The organism is Bacteroidota bacterium (genome assembly GCA_008933805.1).
Taxonomy (GTDB): Bacteria; Bacteroidota; Bacteroidia; order UBA8524; family UBA8524; genus SB11.
Window position 1 is genome coordinate 1 of sequence record WBUH01000019.1, and the last position, 25885, is coordinate 25885.

Genomic DNA, 25885 nt, shown 5'->3' on the forward strand with positions numbered 1-25885 from the left:
AACCTGCTGATAAAAACAATTGACGACGGTGCACAGCGTACCTCTGAAATTGTGAAAGGTTTACGCAACTTCTCACGTGTGGATGAGCAGGATTTGAAACGTGGCGACATACACGTAGGGTTAGACTCTACCTTGATGTTGTTACGTAACAAACTGGATAATATAAATGTTATCAAGAACTACGGCGATATACCTGAGATAGATTGCTTTATGGGTAAGCTAAATCAAGTGTTTATGAATATTATTGGTAACGCCGTTCATGCTATACGTGCCAATCGTAACGTAAACCCCAAGGGAGTTCTTACCCTTACCACAGCCAATGCCGGCGATTACATTACCATTAGCATTAAAGACAATGGTATTGGTATGGATGATAAAGTAAAGGCTAAAATATTTGAACCCTTTTTTACTACAAAAGAAGTAGGGCAGGGTACAGGTTTAGGTCTTTCGATAGTGTTTAATATTATCCAAGAAAGCCATAACGGTAAGGTAGAAGTAATAAGCGCTCCGGGTGAAGGAGCCGAGTTTATACTTACCCTCCCCAAAGTGCAACATTAAACAGCAGTATTTTATAAAAAAATCCACCCCAATTAGGCGTAAAACACTAAATTGCGGCACATTTTTGAGAGCAACCCATGAGTATTTTAGTAAATAAAGATTCAAAAGTGCTGGTGCAAGGTTTCACCGGCGGCGAAGGTACATTTCATGCCGAGCAAATGATTGCCTACGGTACTAACGTAGTAGGTGGTGTTACCCCCGGTAAAGGCGGCCAAATGCACTTAGACCGTCCAGTGTTTAACACTGTGAAGGATGCAGTTGATGCTACCCAAGCCAACGTATCCATCATATTTGTTCCGGCTCCATTTGCGGCTGATGCCATTATGGAGGCTGCCGATGCTGGTATTGCCCTTGTGGTTTGTATCACCGAAGGTATCCCAACCAAAGATATGATTGCTGCCAAAGCATATTTGCAAGGCCGTCAAACACGTCTTATCGGACCTAACTGCCCCGGTATCATTACCCCCGGCGAAGCTAAAATCGGTATTATGCCCGGATTTATTTTCAAACCAGGTCGTATCGGTATCGTTTCAAAGTCAGGTACACTTACTTACGAAGCTGTAGACCAAATTACCAAAGCAGGTATGGGACAAAGTACTGCAATTGGTATTGGCGGTGACCCAATTATTGGAACTACCACCAAAGAAGCAGTTGAAATGTTTATGAACGACCCTGACACCGATGGTATTATTATGATTGGTGAGATTGGCGGTAGCATGGAAGCAGAAGCTGCACGTTGGATTAAACAAAACGGTACTAAGCCTGTAGTTGGTTTTATTGCCGGTCAAACTGCGCCTGCAGGTAAACGTATGGGCCACGCCGGTGCTATTATCGGTGGTGCTGAAGATACCGCTGCTGCTAAAATGAAGATTATGGCCGAGTGCGGCATCCACGTTGTGGAAAGCCCCGCAGAAATCGGTGCTAAAATGGCTGAAGTGTTGGGCGTAAAAGCTGCCAACGCTTAATTAGCTGTTTAATACAATTTTATGAAAACACCTGTAAGGCAAGCCTTGCAGGTGTTTTTTGTTTGTAGCGTTTACTAATTGGCTGCAAATGAGTATATAGGGTAGATAAATAGTTTTTGCACCGACACTATTTTTTACGTACTTGCGTTTATTAAGGAAATATGAAGAAATTGTTTCTTGCCCTAACTGCCCTATTTGTTTTTGTGACTGCCAATGCCCAATTTGAAGAAGAGGGACACGTTTATTACGACTCAGCGCAAACACAATTGAAAGAAGTGTATCACTATTACCTTCGGTATTCTTTTCAGATAAACTATTCAAACGGAGATACGGCAATAAGCCCTACGCCCGTTCCGGTTCGTCATGGTGTGGCAATTACCTACCGTAAAGATGGCACTATAGAGTCAACCGGTCAATATAAAGATGGAAGAAAATCAGGCCAGTGGCTGTTCTATGACGACAAAGGAAAAACCGTAGTGCGAAAAGAACAGTTGTAGTAAATACATTTCCTATCCGTTATTCATACACGGATTATTACACGGCTTGTCAGTATAGTACTCATCATAATTTAGCTACACCAAAAAAGGTGATGTTTCATACCCATTTCGGGCAAACGCAACTTCTACAATTTCAACACACTACTTTCTGCATCACTGTTGCTTATTTATCAGTTAACGTTTAAACAATAAATTTTATTCCTTGGTTATACAGCTATAAGTATTGTCTTTTTTGGTATCTTGTGCCAATATGAAGTAAATATTCTGTGTAATTAAGAGATTTTTAATTAGGGTGTATTTTTTTGAATAACAGACAATTGCAAATGTGTAAAACAAATGCGTAGTTTTTTTAAATTTTTTATGGTTTGAGCCATAAAATTATAATTTTGCTGTGGTGTAGAAAAAAAATGTCATATTGCTACACAACCATATTTAACATAGGTTTGCATTTTGGAACAAGAGAAACCATCGGTATTATTTTTGGACGATGAAATGGGCAACCTTACGGGGTTTAAAGCACAATTCAGACGGTTTTTTGATATTGAAGTAGCTATCAGTGCCGGCGAAGCCCGCCAGAAGCTTGCTGAAAAGCCTTTTCATGTATTGCTCACAGACCAACGTATGCCCGAAATGAGCGGGGTTGAGTTTTGTGAGTCCATTAAAGATGAATACCCTGATACTGTACGGATACTTGTTACTGCCTACGCAGATATTAACACGGTTATTGATGCCATTAACAAAGGGCAGGTGTACCGTTATATTACCAAGCCTTGGCAAGACGAGGATATAATGGTGGCCGTGAAAAACGGTGTGGACTTGTGCAATTCTCGTCGTGAGTTGAGAAAGAAAACCGAAGAATTGCAAAAGGCCTATGATGAACTAAACCGTTTTATATACAGCGCCTCACACGATATGCGCGCGCCACTTACCTCGATACTTGGTGTTGTTAGTTTGGCACAGCACGAAACCTCAGACGAAAAAATGCACGAATACCTACGCATGGTAGAGATTAGTGTGAAGCGTATGGAGGTATTGAATAATAACGTAATTGATTATTACATAAATAATAAAAAAGAAGCCCGGCTTGAAGTGCTTGACTTTGTTGCCATGATTCAAGAAACGGTGGGAAGCCTTCGTTATTATTTAGGTGCCGATAAGATAAACTTTGACATAAATATTAGTCAAACTTCAAGGTTTATGAACGATGGTTTTAGAGTTCGTTCAGTAGTTAATAACCTTATCAGTAACGCTATCAAGTTTCAACGCCCCGAAAACCCCAATAAAGAAATTAAAATTGAGGCCCGCGTTGATGAAAAAGAGGTGTACTTAAAAGTGGTTGATAACGGTATAGGGATTAAACCTGAGAGCCTTTCGCACATTTTTGATATGTTTTACCGCGCTACCTTTATTAATGCAGGTTCAGGCATTGGTTTATACGTAACCAAAGAATCTATTGATAAACTGGGTGGTAAAATTGATGTGCAGTCTGAAGAAGGAAAAGGTACAGCCTTTATAATTTCGCTGCCAAATTTAGATAATCAAATTCAGCAAGCAGTCTGACTCATACGCTCATTAGCCCATTTTACGGCTAATTCAAACTGTTCCTCACGGGTAATATCGCTATTATCAAGCACCAAGGCATCATCAGCTTGTTTTAAGGGGCTATCCGCTCGTGTCGAGTCAATACGGTCCCTTTCCAGTAAATTGTCCATTACTTCGTTAAAAGGCACATTCTGGCCTTTTTCGGCCAATTCTTTTTGCCTTCTTTCTGCTCTCACTTCAGGACGTGCCGTTAAGAATATTTTCAACTCAGCATCCGGAAAGACCACAGTACCAATATCACGGCCATCCATCACTAATCCCTTATCAGCACCCATTTGTTGTTGTTGTTTCACCAAAAAGCGGCGCACTGCCGATATGGTACTCACTTTACTAACAAACTGTGCAACAGCCATGCTGCGTATTTCATCCTCAACGTTTTTACCGTTCAGGTATGTATCGCTGGCACCGCGTTGGGGGTTATAAACAAACTGTATGGTAATGTTTTCAAGTGCGCTATCAACTTGGGCGGCATCGTTTTTATCTACCTCGTTTTGGGTAAAGTATAACGCAACCGCACGGTACATCGCTCCCGAATCGATAAAAGTATATCCTAAATGAGAGGCAAGGGCGCGTGCCATTGTGCTTTTTCCGCACGATGAGTAACCGTCAATAGCTATAATAATCTTTTTCAACACCTGAATTTTAGTACAAAGATAACAAATAAAGGGCTAAAAGCCTTGCAGGTGTTGTACTGCGGGTTTAAATAGAAGGAGTTGTTGTGCTTGGTGCCTTTTTCTTTCTTTTAAAGAAGGTTGGGGTATCTATCAGCAGTGAGAAGTGATGGCTGCCGGTTTTTGGAAAGAAACCTGCGTTGCCGTAACTCACATTCATTTTAAGCAGTTTAAGGCTAAAACCCCACGAAAAGCCGGTGAAGCCGCGCATATCAGGCAAGCTCATTTCTTTGCGGCGTTGGTGGTTATAGGCAAAGCGGATGTTAAAGTTTTTGCTGAAAACGGCTTCGACCCCAAAAATCAAGTGGCGCATAATTTTATCGCCGGTAGATACTTTTTCTTGTATCGGTTTTTGAGTCGCAAAATCAATTTGCAGGTTTTTTGCATTAGGGTTGATGTAAGAAATATCTCCCTTTTGCAGGTTGTGAGCCACCATTGAAAGTCTGAAAGGTGCATGTCTAAGTTTTTGAGAAACGCCAATCATTACTTCAAACGGTAAATGCTCAGCATTACCGGGCACATATTGCATGATTTGTAAACCTGCATTGCGGGCAACCACTGTAGCGGTGAAAAGAGTATCCTTGCTTACGTAGGCTCCTGCAATATCAAAAGCAACACCTAATGATTTGTAGGTTTCAAGCTGTGAGTACACCACTTTCATATTGGCTCCGTAGCGCCATTGTTTTTTGTTATTGCCGTACCCTATCTGTAGGGCCATATCAGAGGCTGTAAAAGTGCCTGTTGAATTTCCGGCGATATCAGCACCTTTAAATGTACCGTAGTTTAGGTATTGTATGCCTGCCGCAAATGTGCCCACGCTATCAAAGTGCCGTGCGTAAGCAAAGTATCCCTGATTTATATCGGTGAAATAGTTGAGATAGTTAATCGAAAGCTGCCTATCCATTTGGCGGTTAATCATGGCAGGGTTTTGAAAGCCGATGTTTACATCCCTGTCGTAAGGGGTGATGTAAGTACCTCCCATGGCCGCTATGCGTGCCGATGGGGCAACATTAAGCACCTGATATATTCCGTTTCCGCCAATTTGGGCTGTTGCATGAATTGCGATAAAACAAAAGAAAACAACTATACTTTTTTTCACTGATGCGGTACGTGGTTTACAGACTTCAAATAAAACGAAAAAACCCGTCGGATAATATCTCTGACGGGTTTTATTATTTACAAGTTGTGCCGTTACTTAAAAAAAGTAGTAGTGGAACCCAAAATTAAGGCTCATTGTGCTTAGTCCGAAGTTGAAACCTGATTCAGTCATTGATACTTCGGGGTTTGTGTTTTCTTGGGTGATAGTTTCACTTCTAAACCCAATTAAACCAACATTTGCCTCAAGACCAATGTGAGGAGTGGCAAACCACACAGGGCCGGCAGTTATTGCTGCACCAAAGCCTCTGTTGTTAAATTTGTCGACAGTGGTAGTGTTGGAAGATGCGTCATAGTCTTCTTCTTCTGACCCGCCTAAAATTCCATAGACGCCCAAGGTTCCGGTAAAACCGAATTGGTCGTTCAACATAAAGTACCTTCTGGCAAATACACCCACATTAATTGGGGTTTCTGTAGTTACGGTTTTATCGTTGTTTGCGAAAAACTCAGTGCGTTTTTCATTGGTGAAGGTAGCCATAACGCCAACGGCAGTTTTATCGGCAACAAAATACCCCACAGTAGGGTTGAAGAAAAACTGGCTCGTTTTCCAATCGTCGGTGGAGTTTGAACCCACTTTGATTTTGTTGGAGCTTGAGTTGAAGCCTAATGAACCGCCCGCAAAGAGTGTACCTGAGGCGGTTTGTGCCTGTACTGCGGTTGCAGATACAGCGATAGCAAATAAAAGAATAAGCTTTTTCATAGTGTTTAGGGTTTATTTTCACTTAACACTAATCGTTCCAAAATATTTAATTAAACAGTAAAATGTTTTAAAAAATTACACTTTTTTTTGCTTCGTTCCAAATAGCGTCCATTTCAGCCAGTGTCATATCCTTTAAATTACGGCCTTGCTCTTTGGCTTTCAGTTCAATATACTCAAACCGTTTTTTAAACTTCCGATTCGTCATTTCAAGGGCATCATCGGGATTTATTCCTTCAAAACGGGCATAGTTAACAAGCGCAAAAAGTAAATCGCCAAATTCACCTGTAGCATTTTCTGTACCCAGTTCTTCTTGCAGTTCGCCCAACTCTTCTTCTACTTTAGCCCACACCTGTTGTTTGTTTTCCCAATCAAAGCCCACTTGAGCGGCTTTCTCTTGCATACGGTAGGCTTTTACCAAGCTGGGCATACTGTTGGGCACACCTGCCAGCAGGCTTTTTTCGCCTTTGCTTTCTTTTTGCTTTATCTGCTCCCAGTTTTGCTTCACTTCATCAGAGCCACTTACTTTTACATCTCCGTATATGTGCGGGTGGCGCACAATCAGTTTATCGCACAACTGGTTAATGACGCTTGTAATATCAAATGCACCCTTTTCCTGTCCAATTTTGGCATAAAACACAATGTGCAGCAATACATCGCCTAACTCTTTTTTTATCTCGTCAAGGTTATTGGCAAGTATTGCATCCGAAAGTTCATAGGTTTCTTCAATGGTGAGGTGGCGTAACGATTCTATCGTTTGTTCACGATCCCAAGGGCATTGCTCGCGCAATTCGTCCATTATTTTCAGCAGCCTTTCAAAGGCTACAAGTCGTACATCCGTCATTTACGACGCAAGATAAAGGTTAGTTTACAGTTTTGGGATGGTAATGTTTAATAGGGGCGAAGCCTTAATGATATGAGGTTGACTTTTGCACCCGTCATCCTGAACTTGTTTCAGAAGCTCAGTATTTATTTGTTAACTTTTGTTATCCTCATTTATTACAGGAGTTTTGTCGAATAACTGACTTTTCTATTTGTTACTTTTTGCTATATTTTGTTATGTTTGTTGTACCTATGTTGTACCAATTAGGGGTGCAACATGGGGTTGATAACAAACTATGGCGACCATAAAATTACTACTCAGAACGTCAAAAACATTAGCCGACGGTTCCCATCCGATTGTAATCAGGGTAACAGTCAACCGCAAGTCTAAGTTTATCTTCACAGGAAAGACAGCAAAAGTATCCCAATGGGACGCAGCTTTGGGGCTTACCAATAAGAAACACCCCTTACATTCTGAACTAAACATCTATTTAAGCCAACGCTTGTTGGATGCCCAAACAGAACTACTCGAACTCCAACGCCAAAAGAAAGGCTTTTCAGCCGGAACCGTTCGAGAGATAATAAAGGATAATAAGCCCTCAATGACCTTTGTTCAGTTTTGCGATAAACTGCTTGCAGAACTAAAGGAACAGGGACGCATCGGCACAAGGGGTACTTACCGAACGATTAAGAACTCAGTCCTTCGGTTTACCAACAACAACCAACTGTTAACCTTTTCCGATATTGACCTTGCCTTTTTAGTGAAATACGAACAATATCTAAAAGCCAACGGGTTTAAAAACTCGTACATCAAAACGATGCTGAATAAACTACAGGCTCTTTTTGGGAAAGCTATCCTTGAGAGGGTTGTTAAAAAGAATAACAACCCGTTTTTAGAATACAGTTTAAGCCATTTGCGCCCTGAGTACCAGCACCGCTCCCTTGATAAAACCAAATTAGAGACTTTATTAAACTATCAAGCCGAAACAGGGTCGATTAAACACGATACCATTAACTACTTCACCTTTTCTTACTATTGTTGGGGCATCAATTTTACCGATATGGCCAAGCTGCAATGGAAAGACATCTACAACGGTAGGTTGGTGTATAACCGCGCTAAAACAGGAAAGCTATACAATATATTACTGTTAGACCCAGCTTTAAAAGTATTGGAATATTACAAACATCTTAAATATGGAGAGAATGTTATCCCTCCTGCTGAGGATTACATTTTCCCTATTCTTGACCCCGTGAAGTATAATACTCCTTCAAAGGCTACCCATCGCATAGAAATGAAACTCTCTTTGACCAATAAATACCTTAAAATCATAGCAGCCGAACTGGAGCTTGGGGAGAAAGTAACCTTTTACATGGCAAGGCATACGTTTGCTACACAACTGTTACGAAAAGATGTAGCCACGGCCAAAATCCAAAATATGTTAGGGCATTCTACTGAACGGATGACCCAAGTGTATTTGGATAGCTTCAAAAACGATGAATTAGACGAAGTATCCAAGCTATTGGTTGGATAATCGACCCGTGTCAACCCACAGACGGATTAAGGCAACTTTTCCAACAACACGTTGTTGCAGTCAAAAAGTACGTAAATAGCTAATTTTAAACTAATTAAACAGTAAATAAAGACACGGTGTTTTTCATAAAAATTAACTAACTACTAATGAAACACTTGTAAAAACAGCGTGTTGAATATTTTTCAACACGCTGTTTTTGGGATTGTTATAACTAATTGGTTAACAATAAACTCAAATAAAACATCTGCAACAACGTGTTGTTTTTCTATACCCTGTCTTATGTTTCTTTTGAGCCGGGATAAGATGAAAAGGACGCACATTTACAAAAACCATTTAAGAGCAGTACAACGGAAAATCTATCCTGACATCCTGCCTGAAAAACAACAAAAAGCGGAACGACCTAAACAAGTGGTTGAAAAATTAGAGATAGCACCATTTAAAGATACCAAACCGTTTGAGTTTACTTTACGCCGTCGGGTAATTGCTTTAATAAATATGTTAGGGGCGTTAGGGGTGGATTTTTCACGAACTGACCTCACTCAAACAGCAAGGTTTATTCATGTGATACTTGACAAGGAAATACCTACTGATAGAGCAGGAAATGTTAAAATGGACAACTCACCGATATACAAGATGGCTAAAACCTTGCACAGGGTGTCCATGTTTAGACTGAAAACCGACCTGCTTTCGGTGAAAAATCTGTTCCAACAGTTCCCTACATTGCACGAAAAAACACCAATGCAGGAATTGATTAAACAACTGGAAATCAAAGCCAAAGAAAGCCCTAAATAACTTATGGGGTGGGTAACGGGGTAGTCCGACGTGATGGGGTGGGTAAGGGCTTACCTACCCCACGCACCCACCCCACGAAAAAGACCAAAAATTGGGTGCAAAATATGGGGAGGATTGGATGCCCACCCCATGCACTTTTTCTTCTCAGATTTGCTGCACTTACTCGAAACACACAATGGTAGCAAACCCATTCAACGAACTTTCAGAAAAATTAGATGCCCTTACCCAACTGGTAGCAGAAATGAACCGCAAGATGCAGGGGCAGACTTTTCAAATTGACAAGCCTTTTACTGTGCAAGAGGCCGCCACCTATTTATGCCTTTCAAAAAGCAGGTTGTACCATTTAACCTCAAAACGGGCACTTCCGTTTTTCAAGCGCGGGCAAGCTACCCTATTTCGTAAAGAGGACTTGGACAAGTGGCTGCAATCCAACCGTCAAAAATCAGCTGACGAAATCAGGCAAGAAGCTAAAAGTTAAAAGGGATAACCATTTAACCATCCGTTTGTATGGACTCTTACAAGCCCCAAACCCAATCCTGCACAGGGTGCAAAATGCCTTTGCAATCTGAACCTACCCTCGCTTTGGGTGCTTTTTCAGTAAAGACGGGCATTTTACGTTGCAATCGTTGCAACCGTGTTTTGGCAGTATCCCTTTCACACCCTCAAAATCCCAAACAAAACGTATAACAATGGCAAAGAAAACCACAACGCCTGCCCCCGCTATTTCGATAGAGTTGGTAAAGGAGCAGGTAAAAACAACCCTCACCCCAAAGGATGCTCAGGGCAACCCCGCCCCCGACAGAAACCTAACGGATAGTCGACGTACATGGCTGACCGTTAATGAAATCACCGATGTGTTAAAAATTAAAGCACCCGAAGGTGGTATTACCAAAGCTCTGGTAGTAAAAAGCGTTACAGAACTGGTACAGGAAGGGATAATCAAACAGCGGTTGCGCAAGCCTCCGCACATTAGCGAATATACTTCCGCCCATTAACCCATGCACCCAACAGTAACGTATAAATAGCAAGCGCGGGGGGCTGGTTAGCCCTCTTTGCCGCTTGGAGTTAGTAGTTAAGTAAATTAAGACAGGGATAATGCAAAGGTATCTTCAAAAAGCCAAAGCAGAAACCGAAAAAATACGGCACATACAGCGGTTGCTGCTTTTTCCAACTGAACCCCACAATAATGGGGATACTGAATTGTTAACCCGTAAAATCGCTACCCACCAACGCCTGTATAAACGGTTTATCACCCTTGCCCAAAAACACCAACCAATCCCCAACAACCCGTTGTTTTATGAATACCACAGACACAGCACAGAAATACTATGAGCGGATGGACATTACCACCGCCCGCTCAAATGCCAATAAATACATACAGCACTACAATCAGCAAGCCTCATCAAAAAAAGAATGGATACGTGGCGGGGTATTAGCCACCCTAATGCGGGTGATTGATGCCTTTGTGCGTCAAAACAATTTTATCGGTCAATTGGCAGGACAAGCCGTAGGCTGCCGACTAAACAACTGTATGCTGGCCGACCAATTGAAGGTGGACAGGCGCACCATTATCAACCACCTTAACAAACTTGAGAAAGCAGGCTTTCTTACCAAAAAGTTTAGGGGTACCTATGCAGATTACGAGTTGACGGTCTCCCCTTGCGTATTGTTCAACAACGTGTTGTTGATTGAAAACAGAGTGGAAAGCTCTGCCACCGACACCCCCGAAAATACCTACAATACGAAAAAAGTTCGCCCTATCAGTCTTGCAACTAATTTAGAAATAAGTAATATGCTCCCTAAACCCTGTGAATTGGTGGATAACGGGGTAGAAAACAGCGGTGTGCCTCCTGCGTCGGCACCAGTAAACAAGGCTCTTGCAACTATTTCTTGCCACCAGCCCAAAGTAATGTGTACAGGTGAAAATCCGCAAGGGTTATCCACCTCCCAAAAAGAAAAAAAAGAGTGGGGCGGCGGCGGCGCGGATTTTTTGGGGGGCGCGGCGGCCAAAAAAACCTATCCCGCTTGGCAAATAGCCCTTGTTAAAACCTTTTACAGCTACTTCATCACCCATTTATACCCTTACCGCACTTACACAGGGGACACCGAACGCAACATCTTAAACAAGATATTCAACCATGTTTTTTATGGCTTTAAAGAGCCTACCTATACCCGACAAGATTGGCAGGAGTATCTGGAGGAACTGTTTGAACGGGTACGAATGATAAAAGCATGGTTAGACCGACCCTTACCCCAATACAAAGAAAAGCAGTATGAATTGGGTAAGTTTTTAGTAAACCCGCTCACTTTCTTAGACCGTAATTGCAAATATGGGTTTGCCCAAACCGAGCAATGGTTGGTATTGGCGCACCAACGCAAAGAATTGATAAAAGCAGAATTGGAACTCGATAAAGCCCGCAAGGAAATCATCACCGGCACAGATAGGTTTAATGCCTACAAAAAGTGGGAAAAACGATTTAAAAACAAACGCTTCCCCGAAGCCCAAACCATGTTTTACAAGGCAATGGTAGATATACAAGCCCAATTGACCGCTATTAAACAGGCATTTTAACCCAATAACCGAATGCAACCCAATAAACAGATAGAAAACAAGCCGTTGAACGAGAAGCAACGAGGTGTTTTTGCGAAGAAAGCCAAGTATAAACTTGTGGTGTTCTTTAAAGAAGGTACAGGCCGCAATGGTGATAACAAGCCAAAGGTGTTTTTCTCCCGTGAGCTGCACGATAAGCAGGGGGATATGGGCGAAAGGGAATTAATGCAGTTGGTAACTGTAAAATATACGGGTAACTACCGCACCGCCCTGATTTACGATAACCAAACGGGGGCATTGCTGCACAAATGGGTGTTTAACGGGATAACCGATGATAAGGGGATATGAACCAACAACGTGTTGTTGAATTTATAAAACCTAACAGATAACACCGATAAGAAAACCTACTAATACAAACCCCGAATTGTTTATTTACATAACCAATAATCCACACCCCCATGACCTGAACAGGCGCCAGAACCGGTTGCATTTGATTCAGTACCATCCTTGCATCTTGCGCCCCTCCTTTTACTTTGGTCGGTTTGACAATCACTGGCTGGGGTATCTTCTTTTGTACAATCACTAAAAGATAGACTTAATAAAAAGAATACCGTTAAAATTATTTTAGATTTCATAGATAGGTATATTTTAATTGATTTTTAGATCGTCTAACTCAAAACCTCCCACAGAGGCTATCTGTAAGCAATTTTTCTCAGGGTTTGAGAAATAACTCAATATGCGACTATCAATTCTATCATCATTCATAGCATACTTACCCCATTGCATATATTGATACTCCACGTTCACCTCTCTCACCAAAAGCTCTCGACCCCCAATTGGATTTCCTGAAGTTGAAATACCGCTAAATATTCCCTGAGCAACTCTAATTTGCCTACTATTTCCCAACTTAAACACTAGACAAAGTCTTTTCTCAGTCCCTGAGTCTAAAAAGCCTGTCATACAGCCCCCCCGTTCAATCAACTCTCCAACAAAAGTTCGTTCACCCCCACGCAATTCCATTAAAATCTTTTGTTTATTATCATCTTGAAATATTCTTGCAGGTGCTTTTAAAATAAACTCTCCGGTATTTGCGCGCACATAGCTCCACCAATTACCAATGCAGGCGCTTAGTAAATCAGAAAATCTTTTATTATACGACAAAGAAAACTGGTTAAAATTCTTATACTTTAAATACTGTGCTATTAAATCAAGTCTAATCCTTGATTTTCTTGTAAATTCAATTTCATTGGCGATTTTTCGCCGAACATCTCTATACAAATCATCCAAATACCTTTGCGATATTGAATCGTCGAGCACATCGCTCATCAGCCCAAAACCTTTGTAATCCATTGGCTGTTCAAGGGTTTCAGCCAATTCTTCAATTAAACGCAATACGTGTTTTGTACTTACGGCCATAAACTCGAAGTAAAAACATACGGCGTCTTTCAATTAATAACTTTTCCTAAACTGCTTTGCAGCTTTCCATACCGTTTGTTTTTGTTTTCTAAAACTCGTGAAAACCCGTTATAAGTGCTATAAACCGGTAGATTATATTTCCGATATCGTTATAAAACAAATTGATTATCAATCAACTTTGTAGTGTTAATTAACAAGTAGCTACTAAAACAAACAACACGGACAAAATAATAATTTGGAAAAAGGAATCTTAGGCCAGGAAGGCTTACCGATTAATAAAATCAATCTCAAATCCTTTTTACTTATTAAAAAATAGTTCGTCAGTTTTTCTGCCAGTGCTGATTCCCATTGCTTGGGAGAGCAATACGGAATTAGCACAGCAGATTATCTCCCATCTCCTTTCATGCCTTTTCAGCAACGTAGTTGCATTTTACCAGTATTAAACCCGAAATAATGGTATTGGGAAAGGCATGTCGTATCGGGAAATGCTAACGATTAATAACTACAATCATGTTTAAATCAATTTTTTTGTTATTACCATTTATTTTTTCAGGCTCATACAGCGGCAATATCTTCCAAAGCAATAATCAACCCGAGCAAGCAAATGCCGTTCTTACTTATTGTGAAGAAGGCGACAACGAAGATTCGCAGCCTATGCTTAGCGGTTCGGTTAGCTACTCTTCCAACCCTTTGTATCATGCCTGTGTTGAGGTGAGAACTACCGGTGGGGTTTTAGTATCTGTGATTGGCACCGACAGTATTGGCCACTACTTCTTCAATGTGCTAAGTAACGGGAGTTATAACCTCATCGTTTCATATCCTGGCCTAAGCCCCAAAACCACACCCATAACCATTAGCGGGACTCCGCAAACGGTTAATGTTTCCCTTGACTAAGGTTGAACAATAAGCAGGCCTCCTTCTTTTTAAAGGGGGGGGCTTTTTGTTTTAGAATATAATCCGGTATTCAACTCCGTCTGAAGTAAACCGCTTCATTTCACCTTTTAATAGTTTAACCTGTGTTTCAACCAATTTCAAACCAAAAGATTTATTAAAAATTACTTTATCAGAATCAGACGCATTATCTTTAACTATCAGTGTGTGCGAAGATGCCAACTTTGTAAGTATAATTGTAAGGACAGGGTGCAAATTATCTGCTCCAAAAGCATATTTAAAAGAATTGGTTACTAACTCATTAATTAGCAAACCCATTGATATTGCATTATCAACGTTTAAACTGATACTCTCGTCAATTTCGTATCTTATATCTATTTGCCGTTTTCTTAATTCATAAGCAGTAAGCAAATTTTCAACCAGCGTTTGAATATAGTCAGATACTTTTACTGTTGTTATCTCTTTATCAAAATACAACTCACGGTGTATTAACATCATTGCCGTAATGCGGTTGCAATTACTACGTATAAATTCTTTTGATTCTTTGTCTTTAATATGGTCTAATTGAAGATTAAAAATTGAAAGTAATACTTGAAAGTTGTTTTTAACCCGGTGATGCATTTCCCGCATCACCATATCCAGTCGATTTGCAAATCGGTTTCTTATCCTGAAAAGAATTAAAACTAGTACCAGAATGCTTGACAAAAGAATAATGACAATTACTAAGTTGCGCGTATGCACTTTTTTAGATTGCAATTGGAGTTCCTGAGCTAAAAGCTCGGCTTCGCGTTTTTTCTTATCCCTGCTTAAATTTTCAATCTCGTCCTGTTTTCTCTCTGTTTCATACTTAATTTGCATTTGGGTAAGCGATTTAAGTTTCTCTTCGCCCAATACTTGTTCATTGAGAATTATAAACAAATCATCGTATTCAATAGCTTTTATATAGTTTTTTGTCTCTTTATATAGCTTTCGTAAAATGGTGTAGCATTTTAACAGAACATCTGATGCATTGACTTCTTCAGCACTTTTAATACTTAACAATAAATACTTTTCTGCTTGTTTAAAGTCCTTACTTACATAATTCAATTCTCCAAGTTCTAACATGGAGTACGCTATTCCTTTTTTGCTGTTAACACTCCTTCTTATACGGTATGCACTATCATAATATTTTTTAGCATAATTGAAGTTTTTATTTTTGACGTAAATGCTTCCAATATGAGATAAGGTATTGGCCAAATGCTCAGTAGGTGAGTTGCCTTTTGCAGCTTTTTTAATCGATTCTTGCAGAAAGATGAGAGCCGAGTCATACTTCTCTAATTCTTTATATACAACGCCTATACTATTTAAAGAACCTGCAATACCTTCTGTATAATTTATGCTTTCCCTAAGTTTAAGAGCTTTAAAATGATACTCCAGCGATTTTTGATAGTTTTTCTCAATCCTACTGATATTACCAATGGCGTTATACGCTGATGATTGTTTTTTTGCATCTTTCCATTCTTCAAAATACCCAACTGACTCAAAAAGATAATTTAACGCCTTATCATATATTCCTTGTTCTTTATATGCAATCCCTATGTTTAGCAGTGATGTGGGAAAATCTTTGCTTTTGGGAAGCACGCGTAAAATTTTTAGCGATTGTTCATAATAAAAAATGCTCTTTACAGGATCTCCAATACTTATATATATCAATCCTGTGTTGTTTAAGCATTTAGCAATTTGTAATGAGTCGTTTGTTTTTCTTGCAATATTTAGAGACCTATTGATGACCGCCAGTGCGTTTTTGTAATCACCCAGTTTCCATAATTTTACTGATGAATCACTTAATAAAGAAGCACTATCTTGTGCATTTGACTGGCAAAAAATAGCAATACTCGATAGCAAAGCCCCAATAACAAATAATAGTTTCATAAAAACTTTAAGAACCGTTAATTTTACACAAAATTTATCATTTAGCTAATGGCATCAGTTAAAGTACTTATCATTGAAGATGAAGAGCTTATCGCCGAAGATATGGCAAACAAACTCACCAAATTTGGTTACGAAATTACGGATTATGTCGAGACTTGTGCTGATGCTTTAGAATCTATTAAAAGAACACCTCCTGATGTTATTTTTTTGGATATTATGATTGCGGGTGAATACGATGGTATTGATACTGCACTGAAAATTAAAGCTATCGAAGACTTCCCGATTATATTCCTTTCTAATATTAGTGATAGCAACACGTTGCAGCGGGCATTAGCCACCAATCCTGCAAACTACCTGAAAAAACCCTTTACGCCTGATCAACTCCACATAAGTGTGCAAACAGCCTTGTTTAACCACGCAGAGAAACGAAAAATCGGTATAAACGATGCTATTGTAGAAAACCCCGAAGCTCTTGTACGAAAAGATAAATTGTTTTTAAAAGATGCTAACGATACCTACCGGAAGTATGATATATCTAACATTCTTTTTATAGAAGCCGACAGAGCCTATTGCCACATATACATGACAGATGGAACCAAATTGACGCAAAGTGTCAACATGGGGGCTATGAGTGTTAAAATTAATCACCCTAATTTAATACGTGTTCACCGATCTCATATTGTAAATATCGATAATGTTGATGCTGTAAAAGGCAATGTTTTAATACTAGGCAAGTATGAAGTGATTGTTAGTGAAACATTTAAAGAGGAAGTTTTCAAGCACTTACCACCTCTACTATAAGAAAATTGTTGTTCGGAAATCACATTCGCTGTTTAGGAAATAAAATTTACTAATAAATTTTTACAGTCTTTTTTTTGGGTACATATAAATTATGTTTCCCTATAAATTAAAAACAAATGATATTTTTATATCATACGTTGTAGAAGACCGCGAAATTGTGGAAGAACTCTACGCACAACTTATTAAGCGGGGATATAGAGTATGGTACGCAAATAGGGAGTTGTATATCGGGGCTAATATAAGAGCCAAAATAAACACTGGTTTAAAAACAGCCCGTTACGGACTTGTTTTAATAAGTCCTCACTATAAAAGCCACTGGTCGCAGGGCGAGTTGTTTTCCTTAATGGAAAACAGCCAGCGTGTATTGCCTATCCTGCACAATACTACCATTGAAGAAGTAGCTTTAGAAATTCCGGGTATATACGACATCTTTTGCCTTAACACCCAAATGGGGATTGAGCAAGTTGTAGAGCGTATTTGCAAACGAGTTGCCCACAAACCTTATTTTTATTATCGATTCATTGACTTTATGAGCTTTGTAAAAAAGAAAAAGCAAAAAGTCATATCAGTAACCCTGGTAATCTTACTGCTATTTTTTTCAATTGCTTATTTGTTTTATTACCATTCATTACGCCCTACGAGTGAGTTTATTTCAAGGGCACTTGAGGAGCGGAAAAAAAACATTGAAACGTTTGCAAATAGACAGTTTGAAGATGAGTTATCCGAGAGTGTAATGCAAGTAAGTACTTTATCAGATATTAACCGATTGGAAAAATCGCCGTTGAAAAGTCGCTATATGTTTTCTAATGGTGTGGAAGATATCAGCTCATTGGCGAGCCTAAAAAACAATGGAATACTTCCAAGTGTATCGCCGATTGCCCCTCCATACGGAATCAGTGAGTATAAGGCGTACATTTTTAAAAACGATGAAATTATAAAATACGGACTGGTAAGTTTATTGCCCTGCAGTTGTGATGTTATAGATGAACGCCTTGTTGAAAAGGGAATCTTTGAGTTAGATATAAAATGTGAGAATTTTTTGCGCTATGCAGAGGTAAGTCTGCACACAGATGCTGCCACACAATCCAGTTTGAGGATAGTAAATTTATTTGGGGTTAAACCATACGAAACTATGGTATTTGAGGAAATTGATGGTGCTTGGAGACTCATTCAGATACGATAGGTATTTGGAAAAAATACCGTTAGCTTGGGAAAACAGATTAGCCTAAGGAAGCGCTTGAGGATTACTTGCTATAAAAAACAAGTAACCCATGAAGTTAATATCTAATGAAGTAATGGTCTCAACAACAAACGGGCTAATCTTGACAAATCGAAGGGTTCGTCACAGTATTAAATCCAAAGGATGTCTTCACACTACTAGCTTATTACTCGAAAATATACAATCAGTAAGTACAAAATACACAAGCAAAATAGGCTTTCTTATAGTGGGTCTATTAGTTTCAATAGTAGCCACAGTCGGATTATTAAACGAGGAAGAGTCTTCACTAATAGGAGTTATAGTAGGAGTGCTCCTAATAGTGTTTTATTATATAACCCGCGAACATCAAATAATTATTGCTAGCTCTAGCGGAAAGATTGTTATTCAATTGGTAGGGGATAATAAAAAAAACATAAGTGACTACATCGATTTGTTAGAGGAGACTATTTGCAAACGCAAGAGCGAATTGGCAACGGAAGTGTATAGCAATAGGTAACGCATTTCTCACCTAACCAATAACTATCATGACATCATTAATAAGAGCAGTCTTTGTTGCTTCGTGCTTTTTAGTGTTATCCTCATGCAGCCTAACGGATGATGAAGATATAAGGGTATATGTAACAAAAAACGGAAAGAAATATCATACCGGTACTTGCGAGCATTTAGTGAAAAGTAAAATACCCATGAAGTTAAACTTGGCCATTGCCGAAGGGTACACCCCTTGCCAGAAGTGCAATGCCAAACAACTGACCACAAAAAAATAACCCCCATAATAAAAATGAAAGTTTTTTACACCGCACTTTTGGCAGTATTCATCCCTTGTGTAGTAATGGCGCAAGACAAGTTGTTAGTAAGCGAAGGCTCAATAAAAATTGGAGCATTTAGCGAAGAAGTGCTTTATTTTGGCTTTGCTGAAAATGATAAAATTGTTTTTAGTTTTTCAGAAGAAAACCGGAAAGAAATAAAGGAAGTTGAAGTTGCTGAATACCCTTCAACATCCCGCTATACTGATTACAAAGAATCAAGTGCAAAAGAAAAAATAATTCTGGTTAATAAAGAAGGGGTTTATGGGTTCAGGTTTACCAATGGAGCCATAACCAAACGTATTGTTAAATATACGATAGAGCGAATCCCAGCCAGTGCTGAGACGCAAAAATTTAATACTACTGTTAAGTGGATTACTACAAGCGACACTATTTGGAAAACCTACACCAAAAATGTTATTGTAGCTTACGACACCACATATACCACGCAGGTTAAGCGCGAAGCGATAAGCACCACCCAAGCAGAAGAGTTAATAATGGACAAAACCGAGCGGGTGCATTCTATAACAAATCCTAACCCCAACAAAACATCAATCTTTTTTACACTTCCGAAAAATCAAAAAAGTGAATATGAAACTAAAACAATTGTTGCATGGGCTTATTGGATAGGCGTTGGTCAAGAAGCAGGTGAAGCATGGAGTGATAATGCTAACTCAGTATCAAAACTAGTTAATACAACAACGGCAACAGTGTTAACACCTTTAGGAGCCTTAGCAATTGGAATTGCAACAGAATTAATAAAGCCCACTACAGGAGAAGACATAGAATACGCATTAACTGATGAAGCTAATAGAAATCTCTTTCTGACTGAAAATGCCTATAGATTTTATGATGGAGGAAAGGGTGTAGCAAGCTATAAGAAGGAAACTAACCCTAATCGTTGTCATGGCAACTATTACATCTGCCTTCATAATGATAACATAAGACTTGGCTTAGATGTAAACGTAAAAGTTTCAGCCATTGTAGAAACTGTAAAGTACGAAGACAAACACTACAAAATACCCATCGTTACTCCCCGCTTTGAAAAGCAAATATTTTCCGACCCGGTAATTACCACCCACACCTTGCCTGTGGTGGTTAAATAAAAATAAACAACAATCCCTATGAAAGAAAAATTAAAAGCGTATTTACTGGTTTCGCTGTGCTTTGTGGCATTTTCAATGGTAATGTTTGCCCTTTATTATTCGAAAGGGCTGACTAATAAAGAATCGTTAAATAGAGATATACTGCGTGGAGAATTAACGGCTGCAGAAAGCACCTTCCCATACGTACTAACCCAAAACAAGGTAGAAGCACAAGATACACCCAAACGTGACTCATCTTCTAAACCAGTAACTAAGGAGCTTCCGGCACAAAAAGACACCGTTAAAAAGGCAAAGGAAAAAGAAATCACGGTGTATTTCTGCAACAGTACTAGTGCTTATGCTTACCATGCAAACAGTTATTGCCAAGGCCTTAGGAACTGCAAAGCTGAAATTAACGCTGTTACCAAAACCCATGCTGAAAACTTTGGCCGCCGGCCTTGTAAGAAGTGTTATTGATATGGAAGAAACTGAAAAAATGCCGATTACTCTTTATCGGCTAAACGATGAGGCATTCAACTTTAAAGAGTTTGATAAAATGGTTGATTGGGTTATGGACGCTGATAGAGAACAGAACAAGCAACTTGTAGGATTCAAAGAACAAGAAGTGAGAACCTTTGATGGTTTTTATTTAAGGCTATTTTATTCCCAAAAGACTAGAAAACCTGTTTGGAGAGACTTTCTTACCGGGGTTGCATTACCATCATCCAAAATCATTAATGCAAGTAATGAAGACGCTTCATTTATAGCATTTATTGGCTATAATAATAACTTATTTGCAATTTCAGGTGGACAGGGGAATTTTATAATCCAACCGTATATTGACCAAAATTTTGGCTTGGATATAATATGCAGGATACTCCCTCAAAATCATAATGCAATAAAATCAATTCAAGATGTCGGTGTTTTTGGGTCTATTTTAGGAACTGAAAAATTCTTCAGGGGAGATTATAGACTGGATGATGAGGAGCAGTTTGGGAAAGTTTATAAATCAGTCATATCAGGCATTGACAAACAAATAATAATTGATGAATTTGGATTCCCCAGTTCAGAACTGAAAAGAAATCCTAGAATATTAGCTAAATCTTCTTTCCAAATATCAAGGAGCATTGATTTTGATAATTTGTTAGAAATTATTAAAAGAACTGACAGTATACTTGCCCGAAACCCTAATTTCATTTTAAACAAAATTACCCATATAAATAGACGTGGAATTGTCAATAAGCAACTCATTGAAACTTTAAATATTGAACTCATACAGTATCTTTTTGAGTTTTTCACTGGTAATGGAGATGATGCAATAAATATATGCCATCGAAATATATCAAAATATTTAAATGCAATATGTTATGAGGTTAAAGCTCACAGGAAACACATATGTTCCTTAGAAACCATCGATAATATTATTCACCTAGCAAATAATAGTGATTTCGTAATAAATATAAACTTGAATTCAGTTGATGAGTTTAGGGAATCAATTGAAAAAATTTCGATTTTGAGTTTTGATGAAGAGGGCAACCAGCTAACAAAAGCGTATCTCTTAGAGCACTGCCATGGAGAACTCACCTATAACAATACCGTCTATTTTTTTCTAGATGGAGAATGGTACAGGATTGAAGATGAGTTCATAGATGGACTAAACGAAGAAATGAGTAATTTAATTGCAGAAAATCTTGATAACAGTATTTTAACAGATGTTTTCGATTTATCAGTTGACGAAAAAGATTTCAATCAACAATACCTTAATGACAATAGTGTTTTTGTGTTAGATAAAGTAATTGCTGACGGGATTGAGATTTGCGACTTACTTAAAACTACAAGCAATCAGTTATACATTATCCATGTAAAGAAAGGATTCAATAATAGTATCAGGGAGTTGACATCTCAGGTGGCTCTTTCGGCAAATACACTGCTTTGGGACACAAAAAAACGATACCCTCATGTTAAAAAGCTAGATAGTATGCTGAATTCTTCCAAAACAGGTTACTTGTCAACTATTTATAATCAAGCTAAGCCTTCTCAAACTTTACTTGAAATCTTTAATAAAAAGAAATTTGCTGATATTACTTTTTGTTTAGCATTTGTAGATACTGCTACATCGGATAGAGACATTAAGGATATTAGAGCCTTTCATTCAAATATTGCAAAGTTTTCAATTATAGAGCTTAGAAGGAAAATCAAAGGCTTAGGTTTCAATTTCAAGCTAATTCAACTAAAAAGACCTTAATCTTTTCGGAAAGAAAACCTCGCCCTTCGGAAAACCAGTTTATTTATCGCATAGCTTGATATTAAAATTGGATAAAAATTAAAATTATGGCTAGATATTATGTAAACAAGAACGCTCAAAACAACGGCGATCATGAGGTTCATAGATCAGGATGTTCTTACATGCCTGATACAGAAAACCGACTTTATCTTGGTGATTTTGATAATTGCAAAGACGCAATAAAGGAAGCTAAAAAAACATATCCCAAGTCAAATGGCTGTTACTATTGCTGTAACGAGTGCCACATAACATAAGACACTAAAGAAACTTAAGCATACGCTATCTCGCGCTCTGAGTAGTTGGTGTTTAGTAGTTAACCCTCCAATAGCAATATTGGGGGGTATTTTTTTAACAACGACTTACAAATCAATAGTGAGGTTTGGGAAAAGAAAATCACCTGATAGGAAAAGTTAATTGGTGTACTCTGTAAGCGATTGTTGTTTTACGCAATAAAACTACTATGCACAAAGCTATACTATACAAGGCATTGCTTGCGGCCCTATTGATGTTTGGCCTCAATTCATGTAAAAATGAAGCCCCGAAAAAAACGGAGGTTGTTATACCAAAGGGAATATCAGCCATAAAAGTATTCCTGGATAATTCTGAAAGTAACATCGGTTATATGCGCGGGGCAACCAAGTTTAAGGCAATCATCACCAACTTCACAGCAGAAATTAATAACCCCAAACTGGCTGCGCATAGTCACTTTAACCTGATTGCAGATTCAATTTCACCACTCAACTATTCTCCTGAACAGTTTATTGATGCAGTTGCCAATAGCAAAATTGAGCCTGCCAAGTGCTCAGAAATGCACAAGATGGTAGAAATGCTTACCACAAACCTCGATTCGTTTGACATTGGCATATTGGTTTCTGATTGCATTCTTTCGTATTGTGATACAAAAGGCAACCCTAATAAAAACAGAGACAATGCCGAAAGTGAGCAAAAAACCTACGTAAAGTCAATATTCAAAAAACTAAACACCAAAGGAGTTTGCGCCTCAGTGTACGCCTTTAAATCTGATTTCAATGGTCGGTACTTTACATACAATAACAAAATACAGTATTACAAAAACGAGGTACGCCCCTTTTATGTGTGGGCAATTGGGCGCAAAGAACAGCTAATGCTTTTTAATGCCGAGTTATTGAAAACCACACGCCCCGATGCTCAGCTCCATTTTGGTTTTGATACAGAGCCCAAAGCGAGTTTTGCCTTGTTCTTCAAAACAGGTAAAAAAGGAACGTGTGAAATTAACAAAGACAATATCAGCGATATAGTTGTTAAGGCAGATAAGCCGGTAGGTTTTGTAATGGGAATTAATTTGGATAGCCTCCCACCTTACGCCCAAACGATAGAGTACGTGAAGAAAAATCTTAGCATCGGTTTTGAGTACTTGAAGCTGAAAGATGTAAAGCTGAGAAAAGATTTTGAACTGCTACAAACAAATAACCGCGAAAAGTTATTTAGAGAAAACAATACCCATTTTCTATACTTCGAAATAGAAGATTTAATCACCGATACCCCTGTTGAGATAACATTGGATAACAAAACCGACACTTGGTATGAAGACTGGTCGACAATGGACGACCTGACTACTGAAAATAATAACGAGAAAACGTTTGCATTAATTCACCTTATCAACGGCGTAAAAGAGGCCTACGAGGTAAAACACACCTCTTTCTTAAAAGTAAAACTTACCCTTAAACAATAACTTTTAACGCGTATGCTATTATCAATTTTTACAAGTCTCTATCAGGCTTTAATCGGAAAAAACGACGACCCTATTTATGAGGATGAAGTGTTTTTTTCTGTAGGATTGTTTACAATAATTATTGCCTTAGCAGTGGGCATCTTGTTTTATCTGGGCATTGGCCGCTGGAAGGCTATTTTTTGCCACCTCAAACATTGGATAGTTAGTTTATTGATAGTTTTGGTTGTAACAGGGCTATTGGCATTGCAGCAAGCTAAATCAGCCACACAGGCTGAGGTTTTTGATGCCTACATGGTAAGGTTTGCAATGTTCAATGCCCTGTTTGCAATTATTTGGTTTTTTCTATTCTCATTGCTACTAAAACGATTTTCAATTTTTTCAAAACACACACCTTTTTAATCATCATTACTAACTAATACACTATGGCTATTAATACATTTGTTTTTGGTATCGGTGGTACCGGAGCGCGTATTGTGCGTTCACTCACCATGCTGTTGGCATCAGGTGTCAAATTGGAAAACACCAATAAAATTATTCCCATTATTATTGATGTAGATGCTAAAAATGCAGACACCAGCCGCACATTAAAAGCACTTACTACTTATAAACACATTAGAGAAAAGGGATATGGTAGCAGTGAGGAGATTAAAGAAGGTTTCTTTAATGCCGACCTCAATACCCTTAGTTCCTTGATGCCCGAAACAAATACAAGAGAGCGGCTGGACGATTCTTTTCAACTACAGTTTGACAACCTTGAAACTACCTTTTTGCGATACATTGACCCTAATGAAGAGTTGGTGAATGATGTTACAATGGATTTTTTGGAGGCGTTGTATGACAATACCCCTCCGGATCATCCAAATTACAGCCATACGGAACTTAATCTTAGGCTTGATTTGGGCTTTAAAGGCAATCCCAATATTGGCTGTGTAGTATTTAACAACCTTGCCAACACCAAAGAGTTTCAGTTTGTATTAAAAAGCATTGGCGAGCAGGATAGGATTTTTATTGTGAGCTCCATATTTGGCGGTACAGGTTCTTCCGGCTTCCCCCAATTGGTGCGCCTGCTTCAGGCCGAAGACCGCATAAAAAACAATGTATTTGGAGCACTCACCATCATGCCCTACTTTAATGTAACCGATAATAAAAAAAGTGCTATAAACTCGGACAGGTTTAATTCTAAAACCGAAGCTGCACTAACTTATTATTCTCGCTACTTAAGAGGAAAGATAAACTGCTTTTACCAGTTGTGGGACAAACCACTTAAGCAATACGAAAACAAAGAAGGGGGTATTGAGCAACAAAACAACGCTCACTTGGTAGAAATGCTGGGAGCCACTGCCATTGTTGATTTCGTAAACAAATCACACGAATCGTTTAAGCCAAAGGAACGGACAGAGTACTTCGATTTTGGCATAAAAGCCGGAGACCATATAGACATACGCAATTTTTACGATAGAACCAGAGAAACTGTATTGCAACCGTTGACTTTGTTTTCGTATGCAATGAAGGTATACCTTGAAAAAATACCTGAGTTTAAATCGGAAGCTTTTTTTAAGGAATTGGAGTTGGGAAGTAGGCTCAATGGCGATGCATTTTTCCAAAATCTCACTTGGTTTTTCAACCATTATAAACAATGGTTGAAGGAGATGGCGGATAACGAACGAAAGTTCCAGCCGTTTAACTTAGACCTTGACTTAAACTCAATGATAAGAGGAAAACAAATAGAGACCTCAATCATTAATAGGGGAATCTCAGAAGCTTATCTCAAAAACAATCTTGGAAAGATTGAAAACGAACTGAAGAAGAACATCCCTGATGGAGAAAAAGCACGAAGGTTCTTAAAGCTCATGAACGCAATTGCTGATGCCTGTTTTGATAAAGTAAAACCACTGCCTACGATGGCACACTAATCAATAACC

29 protein-coding genes are annotated in these 25885 nt (G+C 38.8%); 22 read left to right on the plus strand and 7 right to left on the minus strand.

What is annotated here, in order from left to right; translation table 11 throughout:
- From F9K23_15950 to F9K23_15965, 4 genes are all read left to right on the plus strand, one after another.
- A partial coding sequence (locus F9K23_15950) for a HAMP domain-containing histidine kinase (protein KAB2913735.1) occupies positions 1 to 558 on the plus strand: 558 nt, incomplete at its 5' end.
- Between the two features lie 77 nt (positions 559 to 635).
- On the plus strand, positions 636 to 1523 hold the full coding sequence (gene sucD, locus F9K23_15955) for a succinate--CoA ligase subunit alpha (protein ID KAB2913736.1): 888 nt from the start codon (positions 636 to 638) through the stop codon (positions 1521 to 1523).
- Positions 1524 to 1684: 161 nt separating this feature from the next.
- Complete coding sequence (locus tag F9K23_15960) at positions 1685 to 2020, plus strand: hypothetical protein (GenBank protein ID KAB2913737.1); 336 nt, start codon at positions 1685 to 1687, stop codon at positions 2018 to 2020.
- 450 nt (positions 2021 to 2470) lie between these two features.
- Complete coding sequence (locus F9K23_15965) at positions 2471 to 3580, plus strand: hybrid sensor histidine kinase/response regulator (protein ID KAB2913738.1); 1110 nt, start codon at positions 2471 to 2473, stop codon at positions 3578 to 3580.
- On the opposite strand, the gene F9K23_15970 is transcribed toward F9K23_15965, so the two are convergent.
- The 4 genes from F9K23_15970 to mazG all read right to left on the minus strand — a co-directional run bounded on the left by F9K23_15970 (position 3565) and on the right by mazG (position 6989).
- Positions 3565 to 4254, minus strand: a complete 690-nt coding sequence (locus tag F9K23_15970) for a (d)CMP kinase (GenBank protein ID KAB2913739.1) — start codon at positions 4252 to 4254, stop codon at positions 3565 to 3567. The two genes, F9K23_15965 and F9K23_15970, sit on opposite strands and share 16 nt — an antisense overlap.
- Before the next feature lie 67 nt (positions 4255 to 4321).
- Positions 4322 to 5392: a type IX secretion system protein PorQ gene (porQ, locus tag F9K23_15975; GenBank protein KAB2913740.1), complete on the minus strand. Its 1071-nt coding sequence runs from the start codon at positions 5390 to 5392 to the stop codon at positions 4322 to 4324.
- A 96-nt stretch (positions 5393 to 5488) separates the two neighbouring features.
- Complete coding sequence (locus F9K23_15980; GenBank protein KAB2913741.1) at positions 5489 to 6148, minus strand: PorT family protein; 660 nt, start codon at positions 6146 to 6148, stop codon at positions 5489 to 5491.
- A gap of 67 nt (positions 6149 to 6215) precedes the next feature.
- The gene (gene mazG / locus F9K23_15985; GenBank protein ID KAB2913742.1) at positions 6216 to 6989 is read right to left on the minus strand and encodes a nucleoside triphosphate pyrophosphohydrolase; all 774 of its coding nucleotides are present in this window, start codon (positions 6987 to 6989) and stop codon (positions 6216 to 6218) included.
- Between the two features lie 274 nt (positions 6990 to 7263).
- Here mazG and F9K23_15990 point away from each other — a divergent pair, with 274 nt between their 5' ends.
- The 7 genes from F9K23_15990 to F9K23_16020 all read left to right on the plus strand — a co-directional run bounded on the left by F9K23_15990 (position 7264) and on the right by F9K23_16020 (position 12190).
- Complete coding sequence (locus F9K23_15990; protein KAB2913743.1) at positions 7264 to 8499, plus strand: site-specific integrase; 1236 nt, start codon at positions 7264 to 7266, stop codon at positions 8497 to 8499.
- A gap of 303 nt (positions 8500 to 8802) precedes the next feature.
- Entirely contained in the window at positions 8803 to 9291 is a 489-nt protein-coding gene (locus F9K23_15995; protein ID KAB2913744.1) for a hypothetical protein, read from the plus strand.
- Between the two features lie 253 nt (positions 9292 to 9544).
- On the plus strand, positions 9545 to 9769 hold the full coding sequence (locus F9K23_16000) for a helix-turn-helix domain-containing protein (GenBank protein ID KAB2913818.1): 225 nt from the start codon (positions 9545 to 9547) through the stop codon (positions 9767 to 9769).
- Between the two features lie 211 nt (positions 9770 to 9980).
- Positions 9981 to 10286 (plus strand): hypothetical protein, encoded by a 306-nt coding sequence (locus F9K23_16005; protein ID KAB2913745.1) that lies wholly within the window; start codon positions 9981 to 9983, stop codon positions 10284 to 10286.
- Positions 10287 to 10386: 100 nt separating this feature from the next.
- Positions 10387 to 10623, plus strand: a complete 237-nt coding sequence (locus tag F9K23_16010) for a hypothetical protein (protein ID KAB2913746.1) — start codon at positions 10387 to 10389, stop codon at positions 10621 to 10623.
- Positions 10589 to 11863, plus strand: coding sequence for a helix-turn-helix transcriptional regulator (locus tag F9K23_16015; GenBank protein KAB2913747.1), 1275 nt, complete (start codon positions 10589 to 10591; stop codon positions 11861 to 11863). Before F9K23_16010 ends, F9K23_16015 begins: the two co-directional genes overlap by 35 nt.
- Before the next feature lie 12 nt (positions 11864 to 11875).
- A complete protein-coding gene (locus F9K23_16020) occupies positions 11876 to 12190 on the plus strand; it encodes a hypothetical protein (protein KAB2913748.1) in 315 nt (104 codons plus the stop codon).
- 80 nt (positions 12191 to 12270) lie between these two features.
- Here F9K23_16020 and F9K23_16025 read toward each other — a convergent pair whose 3' ends face one another.
- Together F9K23_16025 and F9K23_16030 are read right to left on the minus strand one after the other, a co-directional pair.
- Positions 12271 to 12477, minus strand: a complete 207-nt coding sequence (locus tag F9K23_16025) for a DUF3761 domain-containing protein (protein ID KAB2913749.1) — start codon at positions 12475 to 12477, stop codon at positions 12271 to 12273.
- A gap of 13 nt (positions 12478 to 12490) precedes the next feature.
- Entirely contained in the window at positions 12491 to 13258 is a 768-nt protein-coding gene (locus F9K23_16030) for a hypothetical protein (GenBank protein ID KAB2913750.1), read from the minus strand.
- A gap of 510 nt (positions 13259 to 13768) precedes the next feature.
- Here F9K23_16030 and F9K23_16035 point away from each other — a divergent pair.
- The gene (locus tag F9K23_16035) at positions 13769 to 14152 is read left to right on the plus strand and encodes a carboxypeptidase regulatory-like domain-containing protein (GenBank protein ID KAB2913751.1); all 384 of its coding nucleotides are present in this window, start codon (positions 13769 to 13771) and stop codon (positions 14150 to 14152) included.
- A gap of 51 nt (positions 14153 to 14203) precedes the next feature.
- On the opposite strand, the gene F9K23_16040 is transcribed toward F9K23_16035, so the two are convergent.
- Complete coding sequence (locus F9K23_16040) at positions 14204 to 16060, minus strand: tetratricopeptide repeat protein (GenBank protein ID KAB2913752.1); 1857 nt, start codon at positions 16058 to 16060, stop codon at positions 14204 to 14206.
- Positions 16061 to 16108: 48 nt separating this feature from the next.
- On the opposite strand from F9K23_16040, the gene F9K23_16045 reads away from it, so the two are divergent.
- The 10 genes from F9K23_16045 to F9K23_16090 all read left to right on the plus strand — a co-directional run bounded on the left by F9K23_16045 (position 16109) and on the right by F9K23_16090 (position 25876).
- Positions 16109 to 16861, plus strand: coding sequence for a response regulator (locus F9K23_16045; GenBank protein ID KAB2913753.1), 753 nt, complete (start codon positions 16109 to 16111; stop codon positions 16859 to 16861).
- 91 nt (positions 16862 to 16952) lie between these two features.
- Positions 16953 to 18044, plus strand: a complete 1092-nt coding sequence (locus tag F9K23_16050) for a toll/interleukin-1 receptor domain-containing protein (protein KAB2913754.1) — start codon at positions 16953 to 16955, stop codon at positions 18042 to 18044.
- Between the two features lie 560 nt (positions 18045 to 18604).
- Entirely contained in the window at positions 18605 to 18844 is a 240-nt protein-coding gene (locus F9K23_16055; protein ID KAB2913755.1) for a hypothetical protein, read from the plus strand.
- 14 nt (positions 18845 to 18858) lie between these two features.
- A complete protein-coding gene (locus F9K23_16060; GenBank protein KAB2913756.1) occupies positions 18859 to 19989 on the plus strand; it encodes a hypothetical protein in 1131 nt (376 codons plus the stop codon).
- 18 nt (positions 19990 to 20007) lie between these two features.
- Entirely contained in the window at positions 20008 to 20445 is a 438-nt protein-coding gene (locus F9K23_16065; protein ID KAB2913757.1) for a hypothetical protein, read from the plus strand.
- The gene (locus tag F9K23_16070) at positions 20327 to 22213 is read left to right on the plus strand and encodes a hypothetical protein (protein ID KAB2913758.1); all 1887 of its coding nucleotides are present in this window, start codon (positions 20327 to 20329) and stop codon (positions 22211 to 22213) included. The genes F9K23_16065 and F9K23_16070 overlap by 119 nt, the downstream gene beginning before the upstream one ends.
- Before the next feature lie 86 nt (positions 22214 to 22299).
- The gene (locus F9K23_16075) at positions 22300 to 22506 is read left to right on the plus strand and encodes a hypothetical protein (GenBank protein KAB2913759.1); all 207 of its coding nucleotides are present in this window, start codon (positions 22300 to 22302) and stop codon (positions 22504 to 22506) included.
- 206 nt (positions 22507 to 22712) lie between these two features.
- The gene (locus F9K23_16080) at positions 22713 to 23963 is read left to right on the plus strand and encodes a hypothetical protein (GenBank protein ID KAB2913760.1); all 1251 of its coding nucleotides are present in this window, start codon (positions 22713 to 22715) and stop codon (positions 23961 to 23963) included.
- 12 nt (positions 23964 to 23975) lie between these two features.
- Entirely contained in the window at positions 23976 to 24362 is a 387-nt protein-coding gene (locus F9K23_16085) for a hypothetical protein (protein KAB2913761.1), read from the plus strand.
- 23 nt (positions 24363 to 24385) lie between these two features.
- Positions 24386 to 25876 (plus strand): hypothetical protein, encoded by a 1491-nt coding sequence (locus tag F9K23_16090; GenBank protein KAB2913762.1) that lies wholly within the window; start codon positions 24386 to 24388, stop codon positions 25874 to 25876.
- Positions 25877 to 25885: the final 9 nt, after the last annotated feature.